The sequence below is a fragment of the Umezakia ovalisporum Ak1311 genome (assembly GCF_029891685.1).
Classification (GTDB): Bacteria; Cyanobacteriota; Cyanobacteriia; order Cyanobacteriales; family Nostocaceae; genus Umezakia; species Umezakia ovalisporum.
Window position 1 is genome coordinate 46,788 of sequence record NZ_JANQDJ010000083.1, and the last position, 12,742, is coordinate 59,529.

The 12,742-nt window shown below is 43.1% G+C and carries 12 protein-coding genes, 1 tRNA gene and 1 pseudogene; 7 read left to right on the top strand and 7 right to left on the bottom strand.

What is annotated here, in order from left to right; translation table 11 throughout:
* The first annotated feature begins 1 nt into the window (after position 1).
* A complete protein-coding gene (locus tag NWP25_RS16510; RefSeq protein WP_280699816.1) occupies positions 2-586 on the top strand; it encodes a DUF3611 family protein in 585 nt (194 codons plus the stop codon).
* Positions 587-645: 59 nt separating this feature from the next.
* Here NWP25_RS16510 and NWP25_RS16515 read toward each other — a convergent pair whose 3' ends face one another.
* The gene (locus NWP25_RS16515; RefSeq protein WP_280699818.1) at positions 646-2,178 is read right to left on the bottom strand and encodes a phytoene desaturase family protein; all 1,533 of its coding nucleotides are present in this window, start codon (positions 2,176-2,178) and stop codon (positions 646-648) included.
* A 20-nt stretch (positions 2,179-2,198) separates the two neighbouring features.
* Here NWP25_RS16515 and NWP25_RS16520 point away from each other — a divergent pair, with 20 nt between their 5' ends.
* Complete coding sequence (locus NWP25_RS16520) at positions 2,199-2,981, top strand: ABC transporter ATP-binding protein (protein ID WP_280686553.1); 783 nt, start codon at positions 2,199-2,201, stop codon at positions 2,979-2,981.
* Positions 2,982-2,998: 17 nt separating this feature from the next.
* A complete protein-coding gene (locus NWP25_RS16525; protein WP_280657126.1) occupies positions 2,999-4,483 on the top strand; it encodes an MlaD family protein in 1,485 nt (494 codons plus the stop codon).
* A gap of 13 nt (positions 4,484-4,496) precedes the next feature.
* On the opposite strand, the gene NWP25_RS16530 is transcribed toward NWP25_RS16525, so the two are convergent.
* Positions 4,497-4,793, bottom strand: a complete 297-nt coding sequence (locus NWP25_RS16530; RefSeq protein ID WP_280657127.1) for a DUF3288 family protein — start codon at positions 4,791-4,793, stop codon at positions 4,497-4,499.
* Positions 4,794-5,026: 233 nt separating this feature from the next.
* Between NWP25_RS16530 and NWP25_RS16535 the strand changes: the two genes are divergently transcribed.
* The gene (locus NWP25_RS16535; protein WP_280686555.1) at positions 5,027-7,480 is read left to right on the top strand and encodes an ATP-dependent Clp protease ATP-binding subunit; all 2,454 of its coding nucleotides are present in this window, start codon (positions 5,027-5,029) and stop codon (positions 7,478-7,480) included.
* 199 nt (positions 7,481-7,679) lie between these two features.
* Here NWP25_RS16535 and NWP25_RS16540 read toward each other — a convergent pair whose 3' ends face one another.
* Positions 7,680-8,414, bottom strand: coding sequence for a 2-phosphosulfolactate phosphatase family protein (locus NWP25_RS16540; RefSeq protein ID WP_280657129.1), 735 nt, complete (start codon positions 8,412-8,414; stop codon positions 7,680-7,682).
* 379 nt (positions 8,415-8,793) lie between these two features.
* On the opposite strand from NWP25_RS16540, the gene NWP25_RS16545 reads away from it, so the two are divergent.
* Both NWP25_RS16545 and NWP25_RS16550 read left to right on the top strand, forming a co-directional pair.
* A complete protein-coding gene (locus NWP25_RS16545; RefSeq protein ID WP_280657134.1) occupies positions 8,794-9,210 on the top strand; it encodes a BlaI/MecI/CopY family transcriptional regulator in 417 nt (138 codons plus the stop codon).
* Between the two features lie 5 nt (positions 9,211-9,215).
* Positions 9,216-10,058 carry a M56 family metallopeptidase gene (locus tag NWP25_RS16550; RefSeq protein WP_280657130.1) on the top strand — a complete coding sequence of 281 codons (843 nt, stop codon included), beginning with the start codon at positions 9,216-9,218 and terminating at the stop codon, positions 10,056-10,058.
* A 217-nt stretch (positions 10,059-10,275) separates the two neighbouring features.
* Here the strand turns inward: NWP25_RS16550 and NWP25_RS16555 are convergent.
* From NWP25_RS16555 to NWP25_RS16570, 4 genes are all read right to left on the bottom strand, one after another.
* Positions 10,276-10,347, bottom strand: a tRNA-Asn gene (locus tag NWP25_RS16555).
* A 147-nt stretch (positions 10,348-10,494) separates the two neighbouring features.
* The gene (locus tag NWP25_RS16560) at positions 10,495-11,043 is read right to left on the bottom strand and encodes an NYN domain-containing protein (protein ID WP_280657131.1); all 549 of its coding nucleotides are present in this window, start codon (positions 11,041-11,043) and stop codon (positions 10,495-10,497) included.
* A gap of 218 nt (positions 11,044-11,261) precedes the next feature.
* Entirely contained in the window at positions 11,262-11,939 is a 678-nt protein-coding gene (locus NWP25_RS16565; RefSeq protein WP_280657132.1) for an ABC transporter ATP-binding protein, read from the bottom strand.
* A 13-nt stretch (positions 11,940-11,952) separates the two neighbouring features.
* Positions 11,953-12,225, bottom strand: a complete 273-nt coding sequence (locus tag NWP25_RS16570) for a hypothetical protein (RefSeq protein WP_280657133.1) — start codon at positions 12,223-12,225, stop codon at positions 11,953-11,955.
* A gap of 301 nt (positions 12,226-12,526) precedes the next feature.
* On the opposite strand from NWP25_RS16570, the pseudogene NWP25_RS16575 reads away from it, so the two are divergent.
* Positions 12,527-12,742 (top strand): annotated as a pseudogene (locus NWP25_RS16575) (photosystem II D2 protein (photosystem q(a) protein)); the annotation flags it as partial.

The window sequence follows — 12,742 nt, forward strand, 5'->3', positions numbered from 1 at the left end:
TATGCAACCACATACAGAAGTGCGATCGCTGGTACGGTCATATGGACGAACATCAAAGCATAAAATTGCCAATCAAATTCGTCTGACAGGATGGATGATGTTATGGGTTCAATTGGCATTGGCGCTGGTTTCTGGCTTATTGTTATTATTTACTTATACTGGTCGTGATTTTGTCGGTCAATCAAATCCCGGACTAGGAATTGGTATTTTTTGGGCTGTAACTGGAATTTTGTTGTTGTTATTTAGTGTATTTTGGGATTTTCGTTACACGCGCATAGGTAGACGGTTAGATAATCCTAATCCAACTTTACATCCTAGTAAAACGGATACAATTACAGCTATCCGCATGGGGATTGTGGTGAGTTTAGTGGGAATGCTTCTAACTATTTTGGGGTCTGGAACAAGTGTGAGTCTGTTAGTGGCAAAAGTTGTATCCCAACCCCCAGGAGTAGCAATTATTAGTCCTAATAAGATTATTCGAGGGATGGATGTGTTTATAGTAGTAGCTAACATTAATGGTATTGCTGCTCACTATATTGGTGCTGTTGCTTCCATGTGGTTACTAGAAAAAGTGCATCAACATTAATATTGTTAAACCTCTGTTTCCCTTTGAAAAATAATACAATTTTTTCTTAAGGGATATATTTAATACAAATTTAATAATTCTGTCATTTGTTGGATGTTCACTAAACTATTGGCACATAAAATCCCCGATGCAGCCACCGCAGGGACACCAATTCCTGGCATAGTACTATCACCAACAAGATACAAATTTTTAATCGGCGTTTGGGTGTTGGGAAACATTGCTTCACCCGCAGCGATGGCAGGGCCATAAGTTCCCTGATAACGTCTGAGATAATGAGCATGAGTTAGCGGTGTACCAATAAGTTCTAACACCACACGCTGGCGAATATCTGGTATAATTCGCTCTAGAGCACGATATAAATTTTCCGCTTTTTGCCTTTTTTTATCTTCATACCCGTCATTTCTTTGCCATGTGGCGAAGGGTTCTAAGGTGTAAGCATGAACCACGTGGTGTCCCTCTGGTGCTAAAGTGCTATCCCAAACAGTGGGAATGGAAATCATGCAAGTATTACCAGGTACGGTGATATCTTGATTGGAATTATGAACTACCACATGATGTCCGGTTAAATTTTCCAAACCAGTTGCTTGGATGCCTAAATGTAAATGCATAAAGCTATCCACAGCAGGTGTTGCTAATGCAACTTGGCGATATGATGCAGGTAAATCTTGAGGGCGTAGGAGGTGGTTATAGGTATCCCACATCGTCGCATTGGAGATGACCATAGCACCTTGCAGAATTTCGCCATTTTGGAGCTTTACACCCACAGCTCGACTGGATTCCAACAAAATTTGCTCTACATGACATCGGAGACGTAACTTACCACCCCAACGTTTTAAACCCCGCACCAAAGCATTGACAATTGCTGCACTTCCTCCTAGGGGATACTCAACTTGACTTTGGGAACGTTCACCTAACATAAAAGCTATTTCTGGGGCAATTGTGCCGTGTGCCTTTAAACCAGACAGTAAAAAGCATTCTAGATCAATGAGCCGACGTACCCAAGGGTCTTTAACGGTAGCATCCATAACATTACCAACAGAAGACTGAACAAGTGGCAAGTGAGGTAACATTTTCGCCAAAGATGGCAAGTAACGTTGTATCAACACAAAAATCACTTGCCAATCTGCTCTCAAAGCCAGACTGGGAATACCTTTCATCCCTTGGTATAAGCCCAACAAACGTTCTGCAAAGTCTTGGAATTCCTGAGCACCTTGGGGCGTGATTTTATGCAGTTCATTAAGGTACTTTTCAGTATTGCCATAAACTGTAAAAATGGCTTCAGGAAAATGGTAATGTCCTAATGGATCATAGGGTATGGCTTGGAGGGATTCACCGAGAACATCAAGAACTTGTTTGAGAGGATTCAAACTCTGAGCATCTGTGAGACCACAATAAAAAGAGGGGCCAGAATCAAATTCAAATCCCCGTCGTCTAAAACTATGAGCTGCACCGCCTGGAATTGAGTGGCTTTCACACACAATCACTTGCTTACCATAACGAGCCAGTAGGCCAGCGGCACATAAGCCACCAATACCGCTACCAATTACAATGACATCAGTTTGAGAGTTCTGAGTATTAAGTGCTGAGTTCATATTTTCATGACTAATAACTAATGAATGAACCATTAATTGAACTGAAAGGCGTTTCTAAGTCTTTTGGTAGTAATAAGATTTTAGATAACGTAGATTTGACAATCTATCGGGGGGAAGCATTAGGAATTATTGGACCTTCAGGAACTGGTAAATCAACAGTCTTACGAATTATTGCCGGATTAATGGCTCCCGATAGCGGAGAAATTTATATCCAAGGAGTACGACGGGATGGGTTAATTGAGGACAGTAGTGACCGCATTAGTATTGGTATGGTATTTCAACAGGCGGCGTTATTTGATTCGTTGACAGTAGATGAAAACGTGGGCTTTTTACTTTATCAAAATTCAAAGATACCGCGATGGCGTATTCAAGAATTGGTGAAAGAAAAATTAGAAATGGTGGGTTTATCGGGAATTAGTCATCTCTACCCATCTGAACTATCTGGGGGAATGAGAAAAAGGGTGAGTTTTGCCAGAGCCATTATTTCTAATCCTGATAGTCTCACAGAGGGGCCAGAGGTTTTGCTTTACGATGAACCCACAGCCGGACTTGATCCGATTGCGTCAACAATAATAGAGGATTTGATTCGTCAATTGCAATTGACAAGAGGAGTCTGTAGTACTTATGCCATTGTTACCCACCAACATAGTACCATTCGCCGTACAGCTGATAGATTAGTGTTTCTTTATCAAGGTAAAGTGCAATGGCAAGGTACAGTTAGTGATATTAACAACACGGAAAATTCCTTGATTCAACAATTTATCAGTGGCAGTGTGGATGGACCAATTCAGATAGCTGGTTAGGTACATGGAGAAAAGATATGCGAGATATGACAACAAACAGCTTTGTGTCTAGGCGCACACTAAGGGAAGGCTCAGTGGGGTTGCTGATCCTACTGGGTTTGGGAGCATTTGTGATGATTGTTCTCTGGTTGAATAGATTTACAGCCAGTAGTAGTTCATACAAATTTATCGTGGAATTCGCTAATGCTGGTGGTATGCAAAGAGGTACACCAGTTCGCTATCGTGGTGTGAAGGTAGGTAATATTTCTCAAGTTAAAGCAGGGACAAATGCCGTAGAGGTGGAAATTGAAATTGGTTCAGCTGATTTGATGATTGCCAGTGATGCAGTAATTGAAGCTAACCAGAGCGGATTAATTAGTGAAAGTATTATCGACATTACACCCAAAAAAGCTGTACCCATGGGGGAAGCCCTGGCTAAACCACTAGACAATAATTGCGATCCAACCATTATTGTTTGTGATGGTTCTCGATTTAAAGGGGAAATTGGTATCAGTGTTGACGAACTAATTCGCAGTTCTACAGATTTAGCTATTACATACAATGACCCACAATTCTATCAAAGACTGAATCAACTTTTAGAAAGCTCAACAGTAGCAGCTACTAATATTGCATCTCTCAGTCGGGATTTTCAAGGTTTGAGCAGAAGCTTTCAACAACAACTAAGTACATTTGGTAGCACTGCTAATTCAGTGCAACAAGCTACAAATCAACTGACTGTATCCGCTACTAAAACAGTAGATAAATTAGGTGCGACGGCAAGTGAATTTAGTTCCACAGCTAATCAAGCTAATCGGTTGTTGAATAATTTAGATGAACTAGTGACCAGCAACCGGACTTCGTTAGTTGATGCTTTGAATAATATTACTGAAACGAGCAATGAACTCCGGGTGACGGTGAGTAGCCTATCACCTGCGGTTAATCAACTCACTCAAGGCGAATTACTCAAGAATTTAGAAAGCCTTTCGGCAAATGCAGCCCAAGCCTCAGCTAATTTACGCAACGCTTCTCAAGCTTTAACTGACCCCCAGAATCTAGTTCTAATGCAGCAAACCTTAGATTCAGCACGGGTAACTTTTGAAAATACCCAAAAAATTACATCTGATTTAGACGAATTAACCGGTGACCCTGCTTTCCGCCAGAATCTGTTGCAATTGGTAAATGGTTTAAGTAGCTTGGTGTCTTCTACAGGACAGATGCAGCAACAAGTCAAGGTAGCGGCTTCTTTAGACTCACTGAAAACATCTGTGAGCAAATCTGCTGTTAAAGAGTCTCCTGTGAATAAAACAACCGTGAAGAAGTCTTCTGTTAGCACACCCAAGATGGAAATTACCACCCCAAAACCACCCCAACAGCGGCTGAACATTCAACCCACACCTGCTACGGTTGATGTTTTTGAACTAAATCCCCAAGCAATTATTAATCCAGCAGTTCCCGGATCATCCCAAGACAACCTACTCAAGCAGTTGCGGAAGTATGGAGAACAAAGAAATTTAGATCAATAAGGTTGGCTCATGACTAATTCCAATCTTGTTCTTCTTTTTTGCCGCGACTTTGATAAACTCCGCCCACGTCATGTATCTGGCGAGTTTTTTCAAAAAGTTCGGCTTCGGTCAAACCCCACTGTTGCAAGACTTTATCTAGGTCTTGTTGAATGTCTCTGGCCCCTGGAAAGCCTTGATAACGAATTTTTAATCTCGCTAATTCGGCTAAATTGTAGTCTGTTGCTTCTTGAGCGAGTAAAATATTGATAGAGGGACGATCTCGGTTGTAAAGGGGATGTTGTTGATCCTTGTTTCCGTGTAATTCAGACATGATTTATACCTTTGGTATGATTATTGCATCATCCAAATTCTAGAGTAAACAGCCTTTCTATTGCGCCATAATTTGGTGATGACGGCAAACACACCCCACCTCATACGGCTCTCACTACTGCCATGCAACTTTAAATAAAGATACATTGTCTTTAAGAAAATACAAAAAAGTTTAAATAAGGGTGAAGAATTAGCTCACCCAAAGCCCAAGCAGCAAGGGAGCAAGAACCCGCTATGTTTGAACACTTCACTTCCGAAGCGATTAAAGTAATTATGTTAGCCCAGGAGGAAGCACGTCGCCTGGGACACAATTTTGTAGGAACTGAACAAATTCTCCTGGGTTTAATTGGAGAAGGGACTGGGGTTGCTGCTAAAGTGCTGGCCGAATTGGGTGTAACTCTTAAGGAAGCACGGCGCGAAGTTGAAAAAATTATCGGCAAAGGTTCTGGTTTTGTACCACCAGAAATTCCTTTTACTCCCAAGGTGAAAAGCTTATTTGAGCAATCGTTTAGAGAAGCTAATAGTCTGGGACACAACTACATCAACACTGAACACTTACTCTTAGGATTGACTGACGCTGGTGAAGGTGTAGCCGCCAAAGTGCTACAAAATTTGGGGGTTGACCTGCAAAATATCCGTACCAGCGTGATCCGCAGGCTAGGTGAAGGTGGCTCAGTTTTCGCTAGCAGGGGTAGTAGTACCAAGGGCACCCAAAACCTGAGTATAGAGGAATTTGGTAGAAACCTGACTAAATTAGCCCAAGAAGGTAAACTTGACCCTGTAGTTGGTCGAGAAAAAGAAATTGAGCGTACCATTCAAATTCTCGGTCGGCGGACAAAGAACAATCCTGTGTTGATTGGTGAACCGGGAGTTGGTAAAACTGCGATCGCAGAAGGTCTAGCCCAACGTATTGTCCATCAGGATGCTCCAGAAGTTCTGCTAGATAAACAAGTAATCAGCCTTGATATGGGTCTGTTGGTATCTGGAACTCGTTTTCGTGGGGACTTTGAGGAACGCATTAAGAAGATTGTGGAAGAAGTCCGTACTGCCGGCAATATCATTCTGGTGATTGACGAAGTTCACACCTTGGTTGGTGCTGGTGGTACGGAAGGAGGCTTAGATGCAGCAAATATCCTCAAACCCGCTTTAGCACGGGGTCAACTCCAGTGTATTGGTGCTACCACCTTAAATGAGTATCGTCAGCATATCGAGCGTGATGCTGCTTTAGAGCGTCGTTTCCAATCAGTCCTGGTGGGGGAACCCTCGGTACAAGAAACTATTGACATTCTCTACGGTTTGCGGAGCGCTTATGAGCAGCACCACAAAGTACACATTTCTGATGAAGCTGTTGTAGCAGCAGCGGAGTTGTCAGACCGTTACATTAGCGATCGCTTTTTACCAGATAAAGCAATTGACCTGATTGATGAAGCTGGTTCTCGTGTGCGGTTGCGTTACTCGCGGATTTATGCAAATCAAGAACTCAAGCAGCAATTGGCCAATGTGACTAAAGCTAAACAGGAGGCAGTCAGAGTCCAGAATTTTGAGAGAGCAGGACAACTCCGCGACGAGGAAATGAAACTGGAGGCACAATTGCCAGCCAATTCACAAAATCAACAATTTGTCAAGTCTCCCATTGTGGATGAGGAAGACATTGCTCAAATTGTTGCTTCTTGGACAGGTGTACCAGTGAACAAACTCACTGAATCTGAGTCAGAGTTACTCTTACACCTGGAAGACACACTGCACGAACGGTTGGTTGGTCAAGAGCAAGCAGTTACAGCTGTATCTCGTGCTATCCGTCGAGCCAGGGTAGGGTTAAAAAATCCCCATCGCCCCATTGCTAGTTTTATTTTCTCCGGGCCTACGGGAGTTGGTAAAACAGAATTGGCCAAGTCCTTGGCATCTTACTTCTTTGGTGCTGAAGAAGCCTTGATTCGCCTGGATATGTCCGAATACATGGAAGGACATACGGTTTCCAAACTCATTGGTTCACCTCCTGGTTACGTAGGATACGAAGAAGGGGGTCAACTCACGGAAGCTGTGCGGCGCAGACCATACTCAGTGCTGCTCTTCGACGAAATCGAAAAAGCGCACCCTGATGTATTTAATATGCTGTTGCAACTGTTGGATGATGGACATCTGACGGACTCCAAAGGTCGGAAAGTGGATTTCAAAAACACGCTGATCATTCTGACTTCCAATATTGGTTCTAAGGTAATTGAAAAAGGTGGTGGTGGTTTAGGCTTTGAGTTCGATACTCAAGCCAATGCTAGCTACAGCCGCATTCGTACTCTAGTGAATGACGAAATGAAGGCTTACTTCCGTCCTGAGTTTCTCAACCGCTTGGATGATATTATCGTCTTCACCCAGCTTTCTAAAGATGAAGTCAAACAAATTGCGGATATTATGCTCCGTGAGGTTGCTAGCCGTTTGACTGAAAGTGGAATTATTTTAGAGGTGACAGAACGCTTTAAAGACCGCGTAGTAGAAGAAGGTTATAGCCCCAGTTACGGTGCTAGACCGTTACGCCGGGCTATTATGCGCTTGCTAGAAGATCCTCTGGCGGAAGCAATGCTATGCGGAGAAATTGCCGATGGTGTTACAGCCATTGCTGATGTTGACGATGATAATCAAGTGAGAATACATCGGTCAGAACAACTAGAGTTACTTTTGACTAGTGCTAGCTAATATTTCCACTCACTTAACTTAATTAGGAACTTTTACCCCTGGTACTAATACTAGGGGATTTATTTATGAGGGCTAAGTTGAATTTTTATGGCAAATATTATTAACATTTAAGACGCTTTCGCTTTGATGAATATACCCCTTTCTAGAATTTAATCTAGAAGGGGGCATTTTTAAGCAGAAAAAATAAACTTGTAATTATTTATTGACCTTTTAAAACCCCCGGTTCTTGCTGTATTGGCAAGACATCTAAAATATCGGTTTGAGCGCAATATTTTAAATCTTCGTGTGATTCAAGACGTAACAACCTTTTGCCGTGACTGGCATGGTGGAACAATCCCAATAAGTCATTTTGCCATTGTGAGTACAGAGCGATCGCACTAATGACTTCATCGTTACCGGCTAATTCATCTGGGGAAATTTGGGACTTTTCGATTATACTGTGAGCGATGGCCCCAGCACAAACTGTATCTTCTAAAGAAAAACTGCCTTCCCAACCGGAACCGACAATCCACACAGTGTCTGGCTGTTTCTCTAGGAGATATCGCACCACGGCCCCTCGATTAATCAAGGCTGCGGCCAGTACACTTGGAGAGTGTTGTATTCGTTGTAAGGCGCGAGTTCCATTGGTGGTGCTGATAAATAATCGCCGCCCCTCCACTACTTCCCTTGTGCAATCAAGGGGAGAGTTACCCAATTCAAAACCAGCGACTTTAGCGCCGCCGCGCTCTCCGGCTCGCAGTCGTTTTTCCGGTGGCCATTTTTCGCTGACCGCAATTAGCTGATCTAAATCGCTGAAGGCTTGCACAGCTTCGCCTCCAGATGCTAAAACAGTGGCTATTGTGCTAGTAGCTCGCAAAACGTCAACTGCGATCGCGCAGTCTGGAGTTTTGTCGGTGGGAGTTAATTCCGGAGTGTGGTATATGAATAGCTTCACGCGCTGGATAAACCTGCTTTAAATACTATTGCCGAGATTACATTTTAATTGGTGTCATTTACCATAATCACAGTAAAGTTCAGACTATTTCTGATCATTGGGCTAGAGTACTTCTGATTATCAAACCTCAGAACTGACTCCCAGGGGAAGTATCCACAAAAATGAAGTGTTGGATGTGCGAGGTTACTACAGGCTGTGGTGAAGTGTTGTGCTAGTTATTGTGGTGGGGGATGAAGCCTTGTATCTTCAAGTCAGGGAATGCTGAGATGATAGGAAAGCTGATGTCAGAGAAGACAAACAAGGATAATCTGAAAAAAGGATAGAGAAGCAATTTTTGCCATCTCCTCATTCCGCCTTGAAAATTCGCTACAAAATCAATATGGCACCTTTACCTGACTACCGCCCAAAACAATTGTCTTTAGGCCCTTTGGAAGCAGAAATTTTGAACATCATTTGGGAGCTGGGTTCAGTTACAGTCAAGGATGTACATGATCGCATTCTGTCAGACCCAAACCGCGAACTAGCCTATACTTCTGTAACTACAGTTTTACGTCGGCTCACTGATAAAGGTTGGCTATCTTGCAACAAAGAGGGACGAGCATTTTATTGGCTACCGAAGCTGACCAAGGAACAAGCACAGGTAATTAAAGCCCATGAGCAGTTACAACAATTTCTCGCCGTGGGCAATCCTGATGTAATCGCTGCCTTTGCTGATAGTCTCGATGCAGCCGCCAGCGACCAACTAGAAGCCATTGCCAAACGCATTCAAGCAGCACGTCAAGCCAGGGAGAAATAATAATCATGCATCTGATGATGATTTTGGCTGCTTTAACAGTTGCTTGGAGTTTAAGATGTTCTCTTCATCATGTTCAAGGTAGCTGGGATGCTCGGTGGCGGCGATCGCTGTTTTTATTTGTCTTTCCCCCTTTGTTAATTTTGATGACAGGGATGGCTGTGCTATGCATGGGGCCTGAGGGAAAAATGGGCGGCATAGACACTGGCTGGTTGAGCTATGAAGTAGCATTAATTTTTCTGGGATTTTTAGCGATTTTATGTATTACCCTGGCTTTACAAGGTTGGCAATCTGTGGAATCTGCCCGGAAATCTCCCTTAGTAAATGTTGGGGATAAACAAGTGCGGTTACTGAGCACAGATGCGCTTTTTGCGGGACAAATTGGCTTTTGGCACCCAGAATTGGTAGTTAGCCAGGGACTGCTAGCAACGCTGTCTCCAGCCCATCTGGAGAGCGTACTAGCCCATGAACAGGGACACTACCATTACCGAGACACATTTTGGTTTTTCTGGCTGGGTTGGATACGCGCTTGTAGCATTTGGTTACCAAATACAGATTTTCTGTGGGAAGAACTATTAGCTTTGCGAGAATTACGTGCTGACAGTTACGCTGCTTCAAGAGTAGACCCTTTGCTACTAGCAGAGTCATTGCTGTTAGTGGTGAGTAGCAACAATGTATCATCAGAAGTTTGCTGTGCAGCTTTAGGGACTATTGGCGGCAAGTTACGGTTAGAACAGAGAATAGAGGCTTTATTAGCACCGCCAGAACCCACTCCAGAAATTAACTGGCAGTTTTGGAATATTTTTCTCTTAGCTTTTCTACCCCTGGTGAGTGTGGTGTTTCATAAGTGAACTACCTGAACCAACCACGCTGGGGTTTAGGCTTCTGTACTCATGGGCAAAGGTCTCAAATGAGACCTTCGCCTTATCTTTTCTAATATTGAATGCCGCATTTGGATCTTTTTTAGAGACGGTTTGGACATCCACAAGGGATGCACCTGACAATCTCTGTGCTACGCACACCTACCTTGCTTTGCTTATGGTAGGATACTCCGCAGTCTTTGTTAAACTCCCCAGGCTGGATTCGAACCAGCGACCAATCGATTAACAGTCGATCGCTCTACCACTGAGCTACTGAGGACTGCTCACAAGTTATTATCATAAGTCTAACACATAGGATTTGGCAAGTGTTTTACAAAACTTTTTTTTAGTCCCTATTTAGTGCTCATAACATGGCAGCCAAAACCCCCACTGGTGGGTGGTTAGAGGCTTTTGTATGCTGGGTATACTATGGACCCCTTCGTAATTCAGCCAGTCGTTGTCGCGCTTTGGCATCAATGGAGTTAGCCAAGAACCTACCTTTGGATTGTTTGCGTTTTTGATATTTATGTTGCATCTGACAAACTGTGCTTTCCACCTCGCTGCACAGTTGTTGTGCCGACAGCCATTCAGCACCATAGCCCTGTACCATCAACTGTTGTGCGCGATCTGAAGTAGCAACAATCACGCGACTAATCAAAGATTGGGCTCTTTGGTGGCGCATAGATGCACAGGATTTTTCAATATAAGTGTCAGCTGTTTGCCCAAAATCTGTGTAATGAACTGATAGGAATTCTGTGATAATTTCTTGATTAGTAGGGGCTTTATGATATTGGGCATCAAAAACTATTTGAGTTTCATAACCTTGAAATGAGCTGTAACTAGTCATTGTTTCCACTAGTTCCCAGCGTGCGGCCTCCAATCCTAAATCATCACGGGTTTTTTTCAGGCAGGGCCAAGCACCAATTATGTTGTAGCCGTCTACTAACAAGACGGCTGGGAATAATGAACGAGGCATGGTTTTTAATCACAGTTATCTAGAGTTAACAAAATCCATTCATAACTCCCATAGTAATTGAAGCATTACCTGTAACTCTATGTTACAAAGCACTAAAAAATAGGATCAGATCATCCAATTTGAGTGGAAAAACCTTGACCAAATAGAAAAGCGCCTCAATCAGGCGCGTTTCTATTGTTAGTAATTATTCAGAAAAAGGCATGGGAGAAAATAGGTGTTTAAGAACTTTGATTATTCATTGTCATCAAACGTTGTTTAAGACGTTGAGGTTCACCCTTGTCTATCAAACAGCCTTTTTCTAGTAATAAAGCACCGTCACAATAATTCAACTCGTCTAGGCGATGAGTTACCCACAGGGCTGTAATACCACGACTTTTGACCAGGCGACGGACACCAGCCACTAGGTCTAATTGGCTATCTGGGTCAAGTAGGGCTGTGGGTTCATCTAATAGTAAAATTTCACAACGCCGTGCGATGGCACCTGCGATCGCCACTCGTTGTTTTTGTCCACCACTCAGAGCATAAATCGGGCGTAGTTGCAGGGCAGACAAATTGACGGACTCCATCGCCTCCTCTACTCTTTTCCTCACCGTACCAGGGGGTAACTTTTCTTGCACAAGACCAAAAGCCACGTCAGCACCAACAGTTGGCATCACTAATTGATGATCAGGATTTTGAAAGACAAAGCCAACGGGTTCTAAAACCTTGATTTGACCGGACTGCGGAGCTAATAGTCCAGCCAGTAGTCTGAGTAATGTAGATTTGCCGCTGCCATTGGTACCGAGAAGCATCCAAAATTCACCCACAGGCACTTCTAGAGAGCAAGATTGGATTGCCTTCGCCCCATTAGGCCAACTAAAATGTAAATCCTTGACCTCAATGCCAACTTCTGACATTTTTATACCTTATTTATTCAGCTGAAACTGCAAAAAAGCCTGGTGATCTACCGCTACTCGTAGTTGCACCATCTTTCTGAACAATCTGTATCCCAGAAATTTCGCTGGCACGAACAGCAATTTTCTTGTCTGTTTTACCCTCACACTTAAGTTCCACGATGTCAGGGTTACCTGATCCCATGGCTGCCAAAATTAGCTGATAGATAGCTTCAGCATCTTCTGCTGACTTACGTTGTACTGATATGGGAAAAGCAGTATTTCTGATACTTAAGTCAATGGTAAACATTTAGGATTAGTGAAACATAACTGTAGGACTCATTTTAGCGTTAGCCATGAGAGATTGGGGAATAAGCCAGGAAGCAGGCAGGATAAAGCGGGAGCAAAGATTGTCACTTTTTATTGACTAATGACTAATGACTAAATCAAGAATTTAGTGGAAAAATTAACGATTTGCCCTTATAATTATGAGAGTCAGTAAAAATTTGTAAACTAAACTGACAATCTAGTAAAATCTCTGCACACAAAGGGCTGTAACAAGCTGCTCTGTGAGCGGAACTGTACTTATAAACATTTGGAGATTCTTTCTAATGACCATCGCAGTTGGGCGCGCCCCCAGTACAAGAGGGTGGTTTGACGTACTAGACGACTGGTTAAAACGCGATCGCTTTGTATTCGTAGGCTGGTCAGGGATATTATTATTCCCCTGCGCTTACTTAGCATTAGGCGGTTGGCTAACCGGTACAACCTTCGTCACTTCTTGGTACACCCACGGATTAGCTTCATCTTACCTAGAAGGCTGTAAC